Here is a 16959-nt window from a genome sequence, read left to right as displayed (position 1 = left end):
GCGCGATGCGACGCGATCAGCCGAACTCGACGCCTTGCGCCAACGGCAGCTCGGTGGAGTAGTTAACGGTGTTCGTGGCCCGCCGCATGTACGCACGCCAGGCGTCGGAGCCGGACTCCCGGCCACCGCCCGTCTCCTTCTCGCCGCCGAACGCACCGCCGATCTCGGCCCCGGACGGGCCGATATTGACGTTCGCGATCCCGCAGTCCGACCCGTCGGCGCTGACGAACCGCTCGGCCTCCCGGACGTTCAGGGTGAAGATCGACGACGAGAGGCCCTGCGGCACCTGGTTGTGCATGGCAAGCGCGTCCTCGAAGTCCGAGTACGTCATGACGTAGAGGATCGGCGCGAACGTCTCGGCCCGCACGATCTCGCTCTGGGTAGGCATCCGCACGATCGTCGGGCGCACGTAATAGGCATCGGGTGCGTCGTCGGCGAGCACTCGCTCGTTGCCCACCAACACCTCGCCGCCGTTGGCGATGGCCTTCTCGATGGCCTCGGTGTAGCCGCGGTAGGACGCCTCATCGATCAGCGGCCCGACGAGGGTGCCGTCGGCCAGCGGTGAACCGATCAGCAGCGTCTCGTACGCCGCGGTCAGCCGGTGGCAGAGCTCGTCGGCGATGGACTCGTGCACGATGACGCGGCGCAGGCTGGTGCAACGCTGGCCGGCCGTACCGGCGGCGGAGAACACCAGGCCGCGGACAGTGAGGTCGAGGTCGGCCGACGGCGCGACCACGGCTGCGTTGTTGCCGCCCAGTTCGAGCAACAGCTTGCCGAAGCGGCCCGCGACGCGCGGTGCCACGGCACGCCCCATGCGCGTCGAACCGGTGGCACTGACCAGGGCGACCCTCGGGTCGTCGACCAGCGCCTCGCCGACGTCGGCGCGGCCGAGGACAACCGACGAGATGGCTGCCGGCGCGCCGACCCGGCGGGCGGCCTCGGCGAGAAGGGCCTGGCAGGCCAGCGCGGTCAGGATCGTCTTCTCCGACGGCTTCCACACCACCGCGTCGCCACACACCAGGGCGAGGGCAGCGTTCCACGACCAGACCGCCACCGGGAAGTTGAAGGCGCTGATGATCCCGACGACCCCGAGCGGGTGCCACTGCTCCATCATCCGGTGGCCGGGCCGCTCGGAGGCGATCGTCAACCCGGTGAGCTGACGCGACAGCCCGACGGCAAGGTCGCAGATGTCGATCATCTCCTGCACCTCGCCCAGGCCCTCGGAGCGGATCTTGCCGGCCTCGATGGACACCAGCGCGCCGAGGTCTGCCTTGTGCTCGCGCAGCAGCAGGCCGAGCTCGCGTACGAGCTGGCCGCGCGCCGGCGCGGGCACGGCGCGCCAGGTGTAGAAGGCACTGGAGGCAGCTTCGATGAGGGCGGCCACCTCGCTCGCGGAATGCGCCGTCAACCGGCCGAGCTCGCCGCCGGTGATCGGGCTGCGCGCAGCGAGGTTGCCTTCTGCGCCCAGCGCGGGCACGCCGAGCCGCTCGAGAACCGTCGCCGTCTCGGCGGTCAATGCGTCGTGGGTGGGCAGGCTCATCACACTCTCCTTGGACTTATGTCTGTTCAGATTATGTCGTAAGTTGAGCTTATGACCAGCAGGGCGTCCGACATCCCGCTCGACGTCGGCCGGCTGCGCCTCCTGCGCGAGGTGGGGTTGCGCGGGTCGATCGCCGCCGCGGCCCGCGCGGTGGACTTGACGGCGCCCGCCGTTTCCCAGCAGCTGGCCCTGCTCGAGCGTGAGACGGGTGCGGCACTGGTCGACCGGTCGCCCCGTGGGGTAGTCCTCACGGGCGCCGGCCACGCGCTGGCCGTGCGGGCCGGTGAGGTGCTCGACCTCCTGGGCACCGCTCGCGCCGACCTCGAGCGACTGGCCGGTTCGGTCAGCGGGCCGGTGTCCGTCGCGTCGGTGGCCAGTGGAGCGGCGACGGTTGTGTCGAGCGCGGTCGGCGAGCTGCGGGAGCGGCATCCGCGGGTGGTGGTCACGGTGCTCTCGGCCGAACCCGAGCGCGGCCTGGGGCTGCTGCTGGCCGGGGACGTCGACCTCGCCGTCGTGGACGAGTACGACTATGTGCCGCTGGCGCTGCCCGAGCACGCCGTGGTGCGCGAGCTGTGCACCGAGCCGCTCGTCGTCGTACGTCCGGCCGCTCCCCGCAGCCGTCGCGCGGCGGCGATCGCCGACCTCGCCGACGCCTCGTGGGTCATGCCGCCCGAGGATGCCGCGTGCGGGCGTGCGGTGCGGGCGGCCTGCCGCACCGCCGGCTTCGAGCCGCAGGTGCGGTGGGAGACCGACGACATGTTGCTGCTCGTCCGAGCCGTTGCCGACGGGCACGGGGTGGCCGTGCTCCCGCGCCGCTCGGTAGCCGTCGGTGCGGCGGACGTACACGTTCAGCGACTGCGCGAACCGGCCCTGACCCGGCGATTGCTGGCCGTGGCCCGAGCCAGTGTCGCCGACCGCCCGGTCGTCGCCGAGGTGCTGGATGCCTTGGCGCGCGCGGCCGCGGAGTGAACTGCCGTCCTTGGTCGACGCGCTTTCCGGTCCAAACCGGACACGTTATCGGATTGCCCGGCGTGTCGCGCTTGAAATTGCCCGGCACCGGGTTGACGAACGTGAACAACACGCGTGTAATTTGGGTGTTGTCATTATTTGCAAACCCTCGGAGGCCGTCGTGACGGAACTGACTGGAACCGTTGACGGCGAGCTGCTCGCCGAAATCTTTGGCCTGCCCGAGGAGGCCAGCTGGCAGGAACGCTCGCTGTGCGCCCAGACCGATCCCGAGGCGTTCTTCCCTGAGAAGGGCGGCTCCACGCGCGAGGCGAAGAAGATCTGCACCGGGTGCGAGGTACGCAGTGAATGCCTCGAGTACGCCCTCGAGAACGACGAGCGCTTCGGCATCTGGGGCGGGCTTTCCGAACGCGAGCGCCGGCGCCTCAAGCGCCGCGCCGTCTGAACCGCGCCGTCTGAAACTCTCAGTCGAACTCGTCGAGATCGCCGAGGTCCCGGCCCAGGAATTCAGCGGCAAGGTCAACGACGACCATGAAGACCAGGTCGGCGCGGTCGTCCTCGTCGATCGCGCGTGCCTCGATCGGGCGCCGGTAGACGACGATCACCGGCTGCGCAATCTCGGGCAGGCCGTCGCGGAACAGGCGGCCCAGCGGCACCCCGCGGTCGAGCACCACGTCGGGTGCAAACTCCAGGTCTGCCTCGGCCGACGGAACGTCCTCGACGGCGAACTCCAGCTCGGAGAGCTGCTCGGCGCTCGCGCCCCAGTGTTCCTCGATCTCGTCGACGGCATCCATCACCAGATCGTCGAACACCTCACCGGGCGTGCGGTGCAACGGGACGCCCACCGGCGCCAGCTGCCCGCGCACGCCGCGCCCGCGGCGATCGCGGCGGCGAGGCGGACGGGCCGAGCGCCGCGGGGACCGGCTCTCGGAACGCATGCACCCACTCTATCGACGACACGGTCGGATGATCCGTACGGATGAGCCGGGTCCGTGCCGGGCGCGGGGATACAGTGCGATCTCGTGAAGGGGGCCGCGTGATGCATGTCCGGCGGTGCACGAGAACCGCGTGCGCTCGTCCTGCGGTCGCGACCCTCACCTATGCCCACGCCGATCTGACCGCCGTGGTCGGGCCGCTGGCCTCCTACGCCGAGCCGCACTCCTACGACCTGTGCGAGGAACATGCGGTGCGCCTGACCGTCCCGCGGGGGTGGGAGGTCATGCGCCATGTGGGGGATTTCCCGTCCCCGATCCCGCACGCCGACGACCTCGAGGCGCTGGCCGACGCCGTGCGCGAGGCCGGCCGAGCCGAGACCGTCACCCGCACTGCAGACGGCGACGCCCTCACCGGCCGGCGCGGCCACCTGCGCGTGGTGCCGCCGTCCCACTGACCGCGCCCGACGCGGGTCGGTAGGCTCCGTATGTGGACCTCTCGGCACTGGTGAAGGCCTATGACGTCCGCGGCGTCGTGCCTGATCAGTTCGACGAGAACATCGCCCGCGCGCTCGGGGCCGCGTTCGTCGATGTCGTCGAAGCCGAGCGCATCGTGACCGCGCACGACATGCGGGAGTCCGGTCCGGGACTTGCGCGGGCGTTCGCGCAGGGAGCGATGCAGCGCGGGGCGTCCGTCGTCGAGGCGGGGCTCGGCTCCACGGACATGCTGTATTTCGCGTCGGGCCATCTGGCGTTGCCCGGCGCGATGTTCACCGCGAGCCATAATCCGGCGCAGTACAACGGCATCAAGATGTGCCGAGCCGGCGCGGTGGCCATTGGTCAGGACACCGGCCTGGCCGAGGTCCGCGAACGCGCGGGGGCCTACCTCGACGGCGAGATCCCGCAGAGCGTCGGCGCCGTCGCTGATGTCGAGCGGGTCGACCTGTTGAGCGCCTACGCCGAGTACCTGCGCGGCCTCGTCGACCTGTCCGGGATCCGCGCGTTGACCGTCGTCGTCGATGCCGGCAACGGCATGGGCGGTTACACGGTGCCCGCTGTGCTCGGCGACGCGGCGCTGACAGCACTGCCCCTGCAGATCGTGCCGCTCTACTTCGAGTTGGACGGCACGTTCCCGAATCACGAGGCCAATCCGCTCGAGCCCGCCAATCTGGTCGACCTGCAGCGCAAGGTCGTCGAGGTCGGTGCCGACATCGGGCTGGCCTTCGACGGCGACGCCGACCGGTGCTTCGTCGTCGACGCCGACGGCGCGGCCGTGTCGCCCAGTGCGATCACCGCGCTGGTCGCGACCCGAGAACTCGCCAAGTCACCGGGGTCGGCGATCATCCACAACCTGATCACCTCGCACGCGGTACCCGAGATCGTCGCCGAGCACGGCGGCCGGCCGGTGCGTACCCGGGTCGGCCACTCGTTCATCAAGGCCGAGATGGCCCGCGAGAATGCAGTCTTCGGCGGTGAGCACTCCGCGCACTACTACTTCCGCGACTTCTGGTTCGCCGACACCGGCATGCTCGCCGCTATGCACGTGCTCGCGGCGTTGGGCGAGCAGCCGCGTAGCCTGGCCGAGATCACTGCCGAGTACTCCCGCTATGTCGCCTCAGGCGAGATCAACTCCACCGTCGACGACCAAGCCGGTCGGGTCGAGGCGATCCGGACGGTGTTCGCTGACCGGGCGGTTGAGGTCGACGAGCTCGACGGGCTGACCGTCGAGCTGTCGGACGGGTCGTGGTTCAACCTGCGCGCGTCCAACACCGAACCGCTGCTGCGGCTGAACGTCGAAGGTTCCACCGACCAGGTGATGGCCGCGACGCGCGACGAGGCGCTCGCGGTCATCCGCGGCTGACAGGACGGTTGCCATGGCCCTCGACTCGACGCTGCTTGCCATCCTCGCCTGCCCGAGCGACGACCACGCTCCGCTGCGCGAGGAGACGCACGACGGCGCGGAGACGCTGGTCTGCACCTTCTGCGCGACGCGTTACCCGGTCGATGACGGCATCCCGGTGCTGTTGCTCGACGACGCCACCCCCGGCCCGAACGGCGCGGGCGTCGCCGCAGGGGACGAATGACGGCATATGAGCTTTGACGAGCTGCTGCTCGACGAGCCGGCACGCCTCGAGCAGCGTGACCAGAGCCGTCTGCTGTGGTCTTTGGCCACGGCCGGCGCGCAGGTGCGCCGGGCCGTCGAGACAGCAGTCGACTTCGGGGTCGAGTCGCTGCGCGGCACGGATCTCCCCCGCGCCCTGCTGGTGGCCACCGACTGCATGCCGTCAGCCGGAGCGCGACTCATCACCCGCCTCAGTTGCGCCCGCACCCCCGCGCTGGTCTGGGACGGCGTCGAGCTGCCGCGCTGGGCCGGCCCGGCCGATGCGCTGCTGGTCGGCTCGGTCGACGGCCGGCACCCGCGCCTCGCCCAGCTGGTCGCCCAGGGTGTTCAACGCGGCCTGGTGATGGCCGTCGTGGCGCCGGCCGGCAGCCAGGTCGCCGTGGCCGCCGCTGGTCGAATCCCGCTGCACGAGCTCCCGCGCGAGCTGAACCCGCGCGCCGCTCGCTGGTCCATCCTGACGCCGCTGCTGCAGGCTCTCGACGCGCTGGGCCTGCACCAGGTGCCGCAGAGCCTGCTCGTCGAGATCGCCGAAGCCCTCGACCAGCAGGCCGAGCTCAACCGCCCGCACGGCGAGGCCTTCACCAGCCCGGCCAAGGCGCTGGCCGTCGAATTCGCCGATGCGACGCCGCTGATCGCCGGCGCCGGCGTGCTCGCCGGCGTCGCGGCGCGCGCGATCTCCGACGCGGTGCAGCAGTTCGCCGGCGTCGCGTCGGTGTCGGTGACGTTGCCCGGCGGCGTTGCCCGCGCCGGCGCGCTGCTGCGCGGAGTCGAGCCGGCGCCGGATGAGGACACCTTTTTCCGCGACCGCGTGGACGACTTCGGCCCGCCCCGTCCCAGGCTGGTGGTGGTCGGTGACGACGGCGCCGCCGACGACCCGTTGCTCGGCGAGCGCACCGATGCGCAGCTCCAGCTCGACGAGGTCGCTGCTCGGCGCGCGGCCTCCGCGCTGCGCTCGCTCGCGTCCGCCCTTGGAATCACCGCGTCCGGCGTGGACGTGCCGAGCGGCGAACCGCTGGCCCGTTTCGCTGCGGCCACTGCCTTCGGGGACTTCACCGCGTCTTACCTCGCGCTCGGCATGGGCCTGGACCCGGGTGCCCGCGGGCCGGCCGAGCGGGAGTCATGAGTTCCGGCGGCGGCTCCAAGGCGATCATCGCGGCGCTCGGCGCCAACCTGGGTATCGCGGTGATCAAATTCAGCGCGTTCGCGATCACCGGGTCGTCGTCAATGCTCGCCGAGGGCGTGCACTCGGTCGTCGACTCGGGCAACCAGGGGCTGCTGCTGCTGGGCGGAAAGAAGGCCAAACGCGCCGCGGACAAGGACCATCCCTTTGGGTATGGTCGCGAGCGCTTCGTCTATGCCTTCCTCGTCGCGCTGATGCTGTTCTCGCTCGGCGGCCTGTTCGCGCTCTACGAGGGCGTGGAGAAGATCCGCGAGCCGCACCACCTCGACAGCCCGGTCGTGGCCTACGTCGTGCTGCTCGTGGCCATCGGCCTGGAGAGCTTCTCGCTGCGCACCGCCGTTGTGGAGTCCCGGCACCACAAGGGTGACGACACCTGGTTCGGCTTCATCCGGCACGCAAAGGTGCCGGAATTGCCGGCCGTCTTGCTGGAGGACATCGCCGCACTGACCGGCCTCGTGCTTGCCCTGCTCGGCGTCGGGCTGTCGCAGCTCACCGACGAGCCGGTCTGGGACGGCATCGGCACCTGCGCGATCGGCGTGCTGCTTCTCGTCGTCGCCGTGGTCCTCATGGTCGAGACCAAGAGCCTGCTGCTCGGCGAGTCCGCCGCGCCGGTAGAGGTGACGGCCATCGAGCAGGCGCTCGTCGGCGATGGCTCGACCAGCGGTGTCGAGCGCGTCATCCACCTGCGCACCCTGCACCTCGGCCCGGAAGAGCTGCTTGTCGGCGCGAAGCTCGCCATGCCCGTCGGCGCAGACCTTGCCGACGTCGCCAACGCCATCGACGCGGCCGAGTCCCGCGTTCGGGACGCCGTCCCGACGGCACGCGTCATCTATCTGGAACCCGACCTCGACCGCAGCGCTCGCCTATGAGCGTCGTTCGGCTCGAGGGGGCACTGCGCCGCTACGACTGGGGTTCGCCCACCGCCATCCCGGAGCTGCTCGGCGTCGAACCCGACGGCCGCCCCCTTGCCGAGCTCTGGTTCGGCGCCCACCCCGACGACCCGTCCACCGCGCCCGATCACGGTGCCACCCTCGACGAGATCATCGCCGCCGACCCGTTGCAGGCCCTCGGCTCGTCGGTCGTCGAGCGCTTCGGCGAGCGCTTGCCCTTCCTGCTCAAAGTGCTCGCCGCCGACAAGGCGCTGTCCATCCAGGTGCACCCCACCCGCGAGCAGGCGCATGCCGGGTTCGCCGCCGAGGACGCTGCCGGCGTGCCGCGCGACGACCCGAACCGCAACTACCGCGACCCGAACCACAAGCCCGAGCTGATCTGCGCGCTGACACCGTTCGAGGCGCTGTGCGGGTTCCGTCCGGTCGTCGAGACACGTGCGCTGCTGACCGAGCTCGCCGTGCCCGAGCTCGAGTTCCTGTCCGCAGCCCTGGCCGGTCCCGACCCGCTGCGTACCGCCTTCACGGCCGTGCTCGAACACGACGACGCCGGGTCTCTGGTGGCTGCGTTGACGGCGGCCGCCGAGGGGTTGGGCCGGCACAGCGACCTCGCCCGCGTCGTCGAGCTCACCTCGACGGACTTTCCTGGCGACGTCGGCGTCGTGCTCGCTGTGCTGCTCAACTACGTGCGCCTGGACCCCGGCGAGGCGATCTACCTGGGCGCCGGCAACGTGCACGCCTACTTGCGTGGCACCGGTATCGAGATCATGGCCAACAGCGACAACGTGTTGCGCTGCGGCCTGACCGGCAAGCACGTGGACGTCGCCGAGCTCCTGAAGGTCACCGATTTCAGCGAGCTACCGGACCCCCGCTGGCGCGCGACGAACGGTGTCTTCGCCGTTCCGGTGCCGGACTTCCGATTGGTGCCCTTTGCGGTCGACGGGCTGGTGACGCTGGGCGACGACGAGCCCTGGGTCGTGCTGTGCACGGCCGGGACGGTCGCCGTCGGCGGGTCGGTGCTGACCCCGGGCTACGCCGCGTTCGTGCCCGCGGCAGACGAATCGGTGCCGGTCGAGGGCAAGGGCACGGTGTTCGCCGCGGCCGCCGGCGTGACCGTGCCGATGGCACCCGACTGAGGTCAGGTCAGCGCCTGCACGCCTGACGGTAGGCTGTCGGTCTCGACCGCGCGCTGCAGGAACTCGATGATGCTGTCGTGCAGGGCACGCGCCGCACGTGGCGGCTCGATGTCGGCGCGTTCGGCCAGCAGGACCGTGCGCCGTATGCCGGGTGGGGTGAACGGTGTCGTCCAGTACCGGGCCGAGGCCACCGTGCTGGGCACGACGGCCAGCCCGAGCCCGGCGTGCACGAACTCCAGCACCGCGTCCATCTCGCCGCCCTCGACGGAGAACGTGGGGGTGAACCCGGCCGCGACGCAGGCCGCCACGGTGGTCTCGCGCAGGTCGTAGCCGCTGCGAAACATGACCAGCGGCCGCCCCTCGAGGTCGGCGACGGACAGGTGTTTGCTGCGTACCGGGCGGGGCCTCGAGCGCGTGGAGATTACGACGAGCTGCTCGTCCAGCAACGCGACCGTGCGCAGAGCCGGATCGTCCTGCACCCGCGGGTCGATGATCAACGCGAGATCCAGGGCGCCCTCGGCCAGTTCGTTCTGCAGGTCGCGCGAGCCGCTCTCGTGGATGACGATCTCGACGTTCGGTGCCCGGTCGCGAAAGCGCGCCAGCATCATGGGCAGCAGGCCGGTGCACAGGCTCGGCGTCGCCCCGAGGCGGACCCGGCCGCGGCCGAGATCGGCTACGTCGCGAATCTCACGCCGGGCCGCGTCGACGTCGGCCAGGATCCGTCGGGCCACGGGCAGCAGTGCTTCCCCGGCGTCGGTGAGGGTCACGTTGCCGCGGATGCGGTGCAGCAGCGCGGCGCCCAGGTCGGCCTCGAGGGCCCGGATCTGCTGGGACAGCGAGGGTTGGGTCACGCCCATGCGGTGCGCGGCGCGAGTGAAGTGTCTGGTCTCGGCAACAGCCACGAAGTAGGCCAACTGGTGCAGCTGCATAGCTACAGCCTATCGAGAGTGCGTACTAGATCTCTTTGACCAATGGTCACCACAGGAATATCTTTTGTTCGTGGCCATCGACTTTCAGTCGCGCGGAACCGTGCGAACTCTGTGGGACTCCTCTATCGGCAAGAAGACGGTCATGGCGGTCACCGGACTGCTCATGATCGCGTTCCTGCTGCTGCACATGCTGGGCAACCTGAAGATCTTCTTCGGCCCCAAGGAGTTCGATCACTACGCGGGCTGGCTCCGCACCATCGGCGAGCCGGTCCTGCACGGCGCCTGGTACCTCTGGATCCAGCGGGCGGTACTCGTCGTGGCGCTGATCCTGCACATCACAGCGGCTGCGCAACTGTCCAAGCGCGACGCCAAGTCGCGGCCGGTCAGCTACTCGCACGGCCTGCGGCCCCGCGCCACGTTCCCCACCCGGACGATGCGCACCGGCGGGATCATCCTGCTGCTGTTCATCATCTGGCACATCCTCGACCTCTCGGCCGGTGTCCTGAACCCGGACTTCGAGGAGGGCAAGCCGTACCACAACATCACCAAGGACTTCCAGGTCTGGTGGATCAACATCATCTACATCGTGGCCATGGTGATGCTCGGGCTGCACATCAACCACGGATTCCGTAGTGCCGCGCAGACGCTCGGCTACACGCAGAACGTGGCGCGCCGGCGCATCGTCGAGACCTCGGGCGCAGCCCTGGCTTTCATCATCAGTGTCGGTTTCATCGCAGTGCCGGTCGGCGTCATGATCGGGCTCGTGTCATGAATGGGATCCGCATGATCGGCGCACCTGGAACGAAGGAGACGCCATGCACAATCCGCTGAGCAATCTCGGTAGCGCGCACACCGACCTGTACGACGTCGGTGACGCGATCGCTGACGCCAAGGCACCCGACGTCGACATCGAGAAGCGTTGGACCCAGCGCAAGTTCGACGCCAAGCTGGTGAATCCGGCCAACCGTCGTAAGCACAAGATCATTATTGTGGGCACCGGTCTGGCCGGCGGCTCGGCCGGCGCGACGCTCGCCGAGCAGGGCTACCACGTCATCCAGTTCTGCTTCCAGGACTCCCCGCGTCGGGCGCACTCCGTCGCCGCGCAGGGCGGTATCAACGCGGCCAAGAACTACCGCAACGACGGTGACTCCACCTACCGGCTGTTCTACGACACCGTGAAGGGCGGCGACTTCCGCTCTCGTGAGTCGAACGTCTACCGCCTCGCCGAAGTATCGGCCAACATCATCGATCAGTGCGTGGCCCAGGGCGTGCCCTTCGCCCGCGAGTACGGCGGCCTGCTCGACACCCGCTCGTTCGGCGGCGTGCAGGTGCAGCGCACCTTCTACGCGCGCGGCCAGACCGGCCAGCAGCTGCTGATCGGCGCCTACCAGGCACTCGAGCGGCAGATCTCGCTCGGCAACATCGACATGCACACCCGCACCGAGATGCTCGACCTCGTCATCGTCGACGGTCGGGCACGCGGCATCGTGGCCCGCGACCTCGTCACCGGAAAGATCACGACCTACCTGGCCGATGCGGTCGTGCTGGCCACTGGCGGCTACGGCAACGTCTTCTACCTCTCGACGAACGCCAAGGGCTCGAACGCCACCGCCATCTGGCGTGCGCACAAGCGTGGTGCCTACCTGGCAAACCCCTGCTACACCCAGATTCACCCCACGTGCATCCCGCGCTCGGGCGAGCACCAGAGCAAGTTGACGCTCATGAGTGAGTCGCTGCGCAACGACGGCCGTATTTGGGTGCCGAAGAAGGGCGACGACACCCGTCCGCCCAACGAGATCCCCGAGGACGAGCGCGACTACTACCTCGAGCGCATCTACCCGGCGTTCGGCAACCTGGTCCCACGCGACATCGCCTCGCGTGCGGCCAAGAACCAGTGCGACGCGGGCAACGGCGTCGGGCCGGGCGGGCAGGGCGTGTACCTCGACTTCGCCGACGCGATCGAGCGGATGGGCCGCAAGACCGTTGCCGCCAAGTACGGCAACCTCTTCGACATGTACCAGCGCATCACGGCCGAGAACCCGTACGAGGTGCCGATGCGCATCTACCCGGCCGTCCATTACACGATGGGCGGGCTGTGGGTCGACTACGACCTGCAGAGCACCATTCCCGGGCTGTTCGTGATCGGCGAGGCCAACTTCTCCGACCACGGTGCCAACCGGCTCGGTGCGTCCGCGCTGATGCAGGGCCTGTCCGACGGCTACTTCGTCCTGCCGCCGGTGCTGAACAACTACATCGCCCAGGGCGGGATCAAGGACGTCGATCCCACCGCCCCGGCAGTCGCCGAGGTCGAGGCCGAGACGCGGCGCCGCATCGAGACGCTGCTGTCCATCGACGGCACCCGCACCGTCGACTCCTTCCACAAGGAGCTCGGTCTGCTGATGTGGGACTACTGCGGCATGGCCCGCAACGAGGGTGGCTTGCGCAAGGCCATCGACCGGGTCCGCGAGCTGCGCACCGAGTTCTGGAAGTCGGTCAAGGTCACGGGCACCGGCGAGGAACTCAACCAGCAGCTCGAGAAGGCCAACCGGGTCGCCGATTTCCTCGAGTTCGGCGAGCTGATGTGCCTCGACGCCCTGCACCGCGAGGAGTCCTGCGGCGGGCACTTCCGCGAGGAGCACCAGACCGCGGACGGCGAGGCCGAGCGCGACGACGACCACTTCAGCTACGCCGCTGCGTGGGAGTGGGTCGGCGAGAACAGCAAGCCGGTCCTGCACAAGGAAGACCTCGTCTTCGATCACGTCCATCTCGCACAACGGAGTTATGCATGAGCAGCGCGCTTGACACGAAGGACCCCGACGCCGCCAGCGACGGCGAGCGCGGGATGTCGTTGACCGTTCGGGTCTGGCGTCAGCACGACCCCGACGCCGACGGCAAGATGGTCGACTACCAGATCGACGGCATCACCCCGGAGATGTCCTTCCTCGAGATGCTCGATCAGCTCAACGAGCAGCTGATCCTGTCCGGGGGCGAGCCGGTGGCCTTCGACCACGACTGTCGCGAGGGCATCTGCGGCTCCTGTGGCGTTGTCATCAACGGCCGCGCGCACGGGCCGGAGCAGACCACCACCTGCCAGCTGCACATGCGCGCGTTCGCCGACGGCGACGTCATCGACGTCGAACCGTGGCGGGCCAAGGCGTTCCCGGTCATCAAGGACCTCGTCGTCGACCGCACCGCCTTCGACCGGATCATCCAGGCCGGCGGCTACATCACCTCGCCGACCGGCTCGGCGCCCGAGGCGCACTCCACCCCGGTGCCGAAGGCCGATGCCGATCGCTCCTTCGAGAACGCCACCTGCATCAGCTGTGGCGCCTGCGTCGCGGCCTGTCCGAACGGTGCGGCCATGCTGTTCACGTCGGCCAAGATCACCGCACTGAACCTGTTGCCGCAGGGTCAGCCGGAGCGCACGTCCCGCACGCTCGGCATGGTGGGCCAGATGGACGCCGAGGACTTCGGCGGCTGCACCAACGTCGGCGAGTGCGTCGCCTCGTGCCCGAAGGGCATCCCGTTCTCGAGCATCATCAACATGAACCGGGAATTCCTGAAGGCGGCCCGTAAGGGTTCCGGCAACTGATCCTGTCCGTCCCGAACGCCCTCTCCTGCTTGCCGGAGGGGGCGTTCGTCGTCGGTAGCGGGCCTTGTTGCGCGCGTCGGGACGGCAAACCTGACACGATCGTGGTAAGTTTGTACGTGATGCAGTCGTTGACCATTCAGCAGGCGTCCGCAGCGACCGGTTGGTCGCAGCGGATGCTGCGCTATCTCGAGCAGGCCGGCCTCGTCGCCGCCCTGCGCAGTCCGGGTGGTCACCGGCAGTACGGCCCGCGTCAGATCGATCGCCTGCAGAAGCTGCGGGAACTGATCGACTCTCACGGGCTCGGCATCGGAGATATCGTCTTCGAGCTGCGGATGCGTACCGATCCGCAGGTCGCCCGGGCCGTCGACGACTGGTTCGGACCGCTTCATCGTTCCTCCGCACCACCGGGCGCCGGGATCTACCGCCGCCTCGCAATCCCGGACACGTTCTCGGCCCCGCCAGGAACCGGCGTTCAGACCGCAGCTCGCCCAGACTTCTCAGAAGGAGTGCATGTGACTACCACCCTCACGGCCGACTCAGCCGGCAGCGTGACCGACTTCAAGGTCGCCGACCTCAGCCTCGCCGCGTTCGGTCGCAAGGAGATCGACCTCGCCGAGCACGAGATGCCGGGCCTGATGGCGCTGCGCAAGGAGTTCGGCCCCTCGCAGCCGCTCAAGGGCAAGAAGGTCGCCGGCTCGCTGCACATGACGGTGCAGACCGCCGTGCTGATCGAGACTCTGACCGCCCTCGGCGCCGACGTGCGCTGGGTCAGCTGCAACATCTTCTCCACCCAGGACCACGCCGCAGCCGCGATCGTCGTCGGCAAGGACGGCACCCCGGAGGACCCGCAGGGCGTCCCGGTCTTCGCCTGGAAGGGCGAGACGCTGGAGGAGTACTGGTGGTGCACCGAGCAGATGCTGACCTGGCCTGACGGCACCGGCCCGGACTCCATCGTCGACGACGGTGGCGACGCGACGATGCTGATCCACATGGGCACCGAGTACGAGGCCGGCGGCGTCGTGCCGCAGCCCGAGGACACCGACTCCGAGGAGTACGTGGTCATCCTCGACACGCTGCGACGCTCGATCGTCGACCACCCGGGTCGCTACACCCGTATGGGCGCCAACATCATCGGCGTCACCGAGGAGACCACCACCGGCGTCCACCGCCTGTACGAGTTCGAGCAGGCCGGTTCGCTGCTGTTCCCGGCGATCAACGTCAACGACTCGGTCACCAAGAGCAAGTTCGACAACAAGTACGGGTGCCGCCACTCGCTGATCGACGGCATCAACCGCGGCACCGACGTCATGATCGGCGGCAAGATGGCCGTCGTTCTCGGCTACGGCGACGTCGGCAAGGGCTGCGTCGACGCACTGCGTGGCCAGGGTGCGCGCGTGGTCATCACCGAGGTCGACCCGATCTGCGCGCTGCAGGCGGCCATGGACGGCATCGAGGTCGTCACGCTCGAGGACGTCGTCGGCAAGGCCGACATCTTCGTCACGACCACCGGCAACAAGGACATCATCATGGCCGACGACATGGCCAAGATGAAGCACCAGGCGATCGTCGGCAACATCGGTCACTTCGACAACGAGATCGACATGGCCGGGCTCGCCAAGACCCCAGGTGTGCACAAGGTCGAGGTCAAGCCGCAGGTTCACGAGTGGACGTTCGCCGACGGTCACTCGATCATCGTGCTGTCCGAGGGCCGTCTGCTGAACCTGGGCAACGCCACCGGTCACCCGAGCTTCGTGATGAGCGCGTCGTTCGCCAACCAGACGATCGCCCAGATCGAGATCCACAAGAACCCCGACAACTACATCGTCGACGGCAAGCCCACCGTCACCACGCTGCCCAAGCACCTCGACGAGAAGGTTGCGCGGCTGCACCTCGACGCGGTCGGCGCCAAGCTGACCACGCTGTCCAAGCAGCAGGCCGAGTACATCGGTGTCGACGTTGCCGGCCCCTACAAGCCGGAGCACTACCGGTACTGAGTTGCTGCCGCAACGGCCGCTAATAAGTTCTTGCACCCCCCGATGACGGGCCGGACCGCACTGCGGTCCGGCCCGTTCGTCTGTCAATGGGGCGCTGCGAACGACGACGCCGCCGAGGGCGCCGGGCGTTGGTAGGCCGGCGGCGGCACCAGTTGTTCGGCCCGGCGCCGTCGTTCGACGAGCACCGCGCTCAACACGAATGGGGTTGGCGCATCGGGCGGGGGCGGCGGAGCAACCACCGCCTGCACCCGGCGCCGCAAGTCCTCGCCGAGGGCGAACTGCGCCGCCGAGGTGAACCCGTTCGCGCGGCTGACGAATTGGCGCAGCCGGAGCGCAAGCGCGTCGTCGAGGCGGTGCAGGTCCAGCGTCATTGCCCACGGCTGCAACGGCGGCGGTACCCACAATGGCGCGATGCCCAGGTTCTGCCGGCCGGCGCGCTCGTTCAACACGACGGTGCCCGCCATCATGTCGCCGATGCGCTTCTCCGACGTGCTCAGCGCGGTCGTGAAGACACCGGCGATCGTGCTCAGCGGGAACAGCAAACCCGGTTTCTCCAGCACCAGGCCGGCGAGGCCCCGGACCAAGGCGTGCCGGAAGCCGATCGGGCCCCCGTCGTCGCGCACCACCCGCAGTCCCATGCAGGCCTTGCCGACGGTGCGCCCTCGCGTCGTCCACTCGGCAACGATCGGGTAGCCGGCAAGGACGAGCACCGTCTCGACGAGCAGCACCGCGGCGACGGCGGCGTCATCGGACGACCCGATCACCGCAACGTCCAGCAGCAGTACCACTGTCAGGACTAGGAACTGCAGCACGGCGTCTATCGCGGCCGCAATCGTGCGCGACCCGATCCCGGCGCGAGTGAGATCGAGCCGCACACCCTCGCCGGAGATGAGAGCGCTGTCGGGTTGCACGCGATCAGCTTAAAGCCGCAGCTCAGGCGGCAAGGCGTCCGCGTTGCTGCAATGCGGTCAGTCGTTGATCCAGGTCAGGTGCTCGTGGTGCTGTGCCGGGTGGATCGGGTAGTTGACTGCGGTATTGGTGTCCGGTGGGGGTGGTGGTGATGATGCTGCCGTCGGGTGCGGGCTGGGTGGTCCAGCCGGGGGCTTGTTTGGCGTGATTACACGCTTGGCAGGCGCCGGCTCCATTGTCGGTGTGGGTCTGGCCGCCTTGGCTGTGGGGTTTGACGTGGTCGGTGTGGCGGATGGGTGCGTCGCACCAGGGGGTGCGGCAGTGGCCCTGGTCGCGGAAGCGGATGAAGCGGCGCTGGTTGGTCGTGAACAGCCGGCTGGTGGATTCCATAGCGGCGAGTTGCCCGGTGGCGGGGTGTAGGAACAGGCGGCGGATCTGGCGGCGTGCGGTGTCGTCTGCGCTTTTGTCTAGGGTGCCGAGAGCGATCTCGCGGGCCAGGCCGGCTGGGATGGGTCCGAACCCGACCAGCAGGGCCGGTTCGTCGGCCTCGGCGGCCCCTGCGGCCTCGGTCGTTTCGTCGTCGGATATGTCGGTGTGGGTGTCGTCGCCGTGAGTGCTGGGGCCGAACAGGGAGGTGTCGGTCATGATGAGTTCGATCTCGACGGGTACGGCGTCGGCGGTGGCTTGTCCGGTGATGCGCTCGACGAGGGTGTCGGCCATGATCTGTCCGCGGCCGCGTTCGTCACCGCCGGCGGTGGTGGTGTCGGCGGCC

At 69.0% G+C, this 16959-nt stretch carries 17 protein-coding genes and 1 pseudogene; 13 read left to right on the top strand and 5 right to left on the bottom strand.

Annotated elements, in window-relative coordinates:
• Positions 1-16: 16 nt before the first annotated feature.
• On the bottom strand, positions 17-1540 hold the full coding sequence (locus ACFFC4_RS08730) for an aldehyde dehydrogenase family protein (RefSeq protein WP_375499821.1): 1524 nt from the start codon (positions 1538-1540) through the stop codon (positions 17-19).
• A gap of 51 nt (positions 1541-1591) precedes the next feature.
• On the opposite strand from ACFFC4_RS08730, the gene ACFFC4_RS08725 reads away from it, so the two are divergent.
• Together ACFFC4_RS08725 and ACFFC4_RS08720 are read left to right on the top strand one after the other, a co-directional pair.
• The gene (locus ACFFC4_RS08725) at positions 1592-2509 is read left to right on the top strand and encodes a LysR family transcriptional regulator (protein ID WP_375499819.1); all 918 of its coding nucleotides are present in this window, start codon (positions 1592-1594) and stop codon (positions 2507-2509) included.
• A gap of 193 nt (positions 2510-2702) precedes the next feature.
• A complete protein-coding gene (locus ACFFC4_RS08720) occupies positions 2703-2951 on the top strand; it encodes a WhiB family transcriptional regulator (RefSeq protein ID WP_375499895.1) in 249 nt (82 codons plus the stop codon).
• A gap of 19 nt (positions 2952-2970) precedes the next feature.
• Here ACFFC4_RS08720 and ACFFC4_RS08715 read toward each other — a convergent pair whose 3' ends face one another.
• Positions 2971-3444, bottom strand: coding sequence for a metallopeptidase family protein (locus tag ACFFC4_RS08715; RefSeq protein ID WP_375499817.1), 474 nt, complete (start codon positions 3442-3444; stop codon positions 2971-2973).
• 101 nt (positions 3445-3545) lie between these two features.
• Here ACFFC4_RS08715 and ACFFC4_RS08710 point away from each other — a divergent pair, with 101 nt between their 5' ends.
• From ACFFC4_RS08710 to manA, 6 genes are read left to right on the top strand one after another with little or no spacing between them, the layout of a single operon-like run.
• Complete coding sequence (locus ACFFC4_RS08710; protein ID WP_375499893.1) at positions 3546-3896, top strand: DUF3499 domain-containing protein; 351 nt, start codon at positions 3546-3548, stop codon at positions 3894-3896.
• A gap of 32 nt (positions 3897-3928) precedes the next feature.
• Complete coding sequence (locus ACFFC4_RS08705) at positions 3929-5299, top strand: phosphomannomutase/phosphoglucomutase (protein ID WP_375499815.1); 1371 nt, start codon at positions 3929-3931, stop codon at positions 5297-5299.
• 13 nt (positions 5300-5312) lie between these two features.
• On the top strand, positions 5313-5522 hold the full coding sequence (locus tag ACFFC4_RS08700; protein WP_375499813.1) for a Trm112 family protein: 210 nt from the start codon (positions 5313-5315) through the stop codon (positions 5520-5522).
• Positions 5523-5528: 6 nt separating this feature from the next.
• Entirely contained in the window at positions 5529-6683 is a 1155-nt protein-coding gene (locus ACFFC4_RS08695; protein WP_375499811.1) for an SIS domain-containing protein, read from the top strand.
• Positions 6680-7609: a cation diffusion facilitator family transporter gene (locus tag ACFFC4_RS08690; RefSeq protein WP_375499809.1), complete on the top strand. Its 930-nt coding sequence runs from the start codon at positions 6680-6682 to the stop codon at positions 7607-7609. The genes ACFFC4_RS08695 and ACFFC4_RS08690 overlap by 4 nt, the downstream gene beginning before the upstream one ends.
• Entirely contained in the window at positions 7606-8763 is a 1158-nt protein-coding gene (manA, locus tag ACFFC4_RS08685) for a mannose-6-phosphate isomerase, class I (protein WP_375499807.1), read from the top strand. The genes ACFFC4_RS08690 and manA overlap by 4 nt, the downstream gene beginning before the upstream one ends.
• Positions 8764-8765: 2 nt before the next feature.
• Here the strand turns inward: manA and ACFFC4_RS08680 are convergent, their stop codons facing one another.
• Positions 8766-9692 (bottom strand): LysR family transcriptional regulator, encoded by a 927-nt coding sequence (locus tag ACFFC4_RS08680; protein ID WP_375499805.1) that lies wholly within the window; start codon positions 9690-9692, stop codon positions 8766-8768.
• Between the two features lie 142 nt (positions 9693-9834).
• Between ACFFC4_RS08680 and ACFFC4_RS08675 the strand changes: the two genes are divergently transcribed.
• The 5 genes and pseudogenes from ACFFC4_RS08675 to ahcY all read left to right on the top strand — a co-directional run bounded on the left by ACFFC4_RS08675 (position 9835) and on the right by ahcY (position 15278).
• On the top strand, positions 9835-10464 hold the full coding sequence (locus tag ACFFC4_RS08675) for a succinate dehydrogenase cytochrome b subunit (RefSeq protein ID WP_375499891.1): 630 nt from the start codon (positions 9835-9837) through the stop codon (positions 10462-10464).
• Positions 10465-10507: 43 nt separating this feature from the next.
• Positions 10508-12481, top strand: coding sequence for a fumarate reductase/succinate dehydrogenase flavoprotein subunit (locus ACFFC4_RS08670; protein ID WP_375499803.1), 1974 nt, complete (start codon positions 10508-10510; stop codon positions 12479-12481).
• A gap of 53 nt (positions 12482-12534) precedes the next feature.
• Positions 12535-13284: a succinate dehydrogenase/fumarate reductase iron-sulfur subunit gene (locus tag ACFFC4_RS08665; RefSeq protein WP_375499889.1), complete on the top strand. Its 750-nt coding sequence runs from the start codon at positions 12535-12537 to the stop codon at positions 13282-13284.
• A gap of 119 nt (positions 13285-13403) precedes the next feature.
• Positions 13404-13589 (top strand): annotated as a pseudogene (locus tag ACFFC4_RS08660) (MerR family transcriptional regulator); the annotation flags it as partial.
• A gap of 207 nt (positions 13590-13796) precedes the next feature.
• Positions 13797-15278 carry an adenosylhomocysteinase gene (ahcY, locus tag ACFFC4_RS08655; RefSeq protein ID WP_375499887.1) on the top strand — a complete coding sequence of 494 codons (1482 nt, stop codon included), beginning with the start codon at positions 13797-13799 and terminating at the stop codon, positions 15276-15278.
• Between the two features lie 83 nt (positions 15279-15361).
• Here ahcY and ACFFC4_RS08650 read toward each other — a convergent pair whose 3' ends face one another.
• Complete coding sequence (locus tag ACFFC4_RS08650; protein ID WP_375499801.1) at positions 15362-16189, bottom strand: RDD family protein; 828 nt, start codon at positions 16187-16189, stop codon at positions 15362-15364.
• A gap of 22 nt (positions 16190-16211) precedes the next feature.
• Positions 16212-16907: an HNH endonuclease gene (locus ACFFC4_RS08645; protein WP_375499799.1), complete on the bottom strand. Its 696-nt coding sequence runs from the start codon at positions 16905-16907 to the stop codon at positions 16212-16214.
• Positions 16908-16959: the final 52 nt, after the last annotated feature.

The organism is uncultured Jatrophihabitans sp., from assembly GCF_964244045.1.
Taxonomy (GTDB): domain Bacteria; phylum Actinomycetota; class Actinomycetes; order Mycobacteriales; family Jatrophihabitantaceae; genus Jatrophihabitans.
Note: the sequence above shows the minus strand (reverse complement) of the source record. Positions and strands in the feature narration are given on the sequence as shown.

What these genes read in the sequence shown, in the direction of transcription:
- ACFFC4_RS08710 (WP_375499893.1), top strand. Translation starts at nt 3,546, where the DNA reads ATGCATGTCCGGCGGTGCACGAGAACCGCGTGCGCTCGTCCTGCGGTC.
- ACFFC4_RS08695 (WP_375499811.1), top strand. Translation starts at nt 5,529, where the DNA reads ATGAGCTTTGACGAGCTGCTGCTCGACGAGCCGGCACGCCTCGAGCAG.
- ACFFC4_RS08665 (WP_375499889.1), top strand. Translation starts at nt 12,535, where the DNA reads ATGTCGTTGACCGTTCGGGTCTGGCGTCAGCACGACCCCGACGCCGAC.
- ACFFC4_RS08690 (WP_375499809.1), top strand. Translation starts at nt 6,680, where the DNA reads ATGAGTTCCGGCGGCGGCTCCAAGGCGATCATCGCGGCGCTCGGCGCC.
- ACFFC4_RS08700 (WP_375499813.1), top strand. Translation starts at nt 5,313, where the DNA reads ATGGCCCTCGACTCGACGCTGCTTGCCATCCTCGCCTGCCCGAGCGAC.
- ACFFC4_RS08730 (WP_375499821.1), bottom strand. Translation starts at nt 1,540, where the DNA reads ATGAGCCTGCCCACCCACGACGCATTGACCGCCGAGACGGCGACGGTT.
- ACFFC4_RS08675 (WP_375499891.1), top strand. Translation starts at nt 9,835, where the DNA reads ATGGCGGTCACCGGACTGCTCATGATCGCGTTCCTGCTGCTGCACATG.
- ACFFC4_RS08670 (WP_375499803.1), top strand. Translation starts at nt 10,508, where the DNA reads ATGCACAATCCGCTGAGCAATCTCGGTAGCGCGCACACCGACCTGTAC.
- ACFFC4_RS08645 (WP_375499799.1), bottom strand. Translation starts at nt 16,907, where the DNA reads ATGGCCGACACCCTCGTCGAGCGCATCACCGGACAAGCCACCGCCGAC.
- manA (WP_375499807.1), top strand. Translation starts at nt 7,606, where the DNA reads ATGAGCGTCGTTCGGCTCGAGGGGGCACTGCGCCGCTACGACTGGGGT.
- ACFFC4_RS08680 (WP_375499805.1), bottom strand. Translation starts at nt 9,692, where the DNA reads ATGCAGCTGCACCAGTTGGCCTACTTCGTGGCTGTTGCCGAGACCAGA.
- ACFFC4_RS08715 (WP_375499817.1), bottom strand. Translation starts at nt 3,444, where the DNA reads ATGCGTTCCGAGAGCCGGTCCCCGCGGCGCTCGGCCCGTCCGCCTCGC.
- ACFFC4_RS08725 (WP_375499819.1), top strand. Translation starts at nt 1,592, where the DNA reads ATGACCAGCAGGGCGTCCGACATCCCGCTCGACGTCGGCCGGCTGCGC.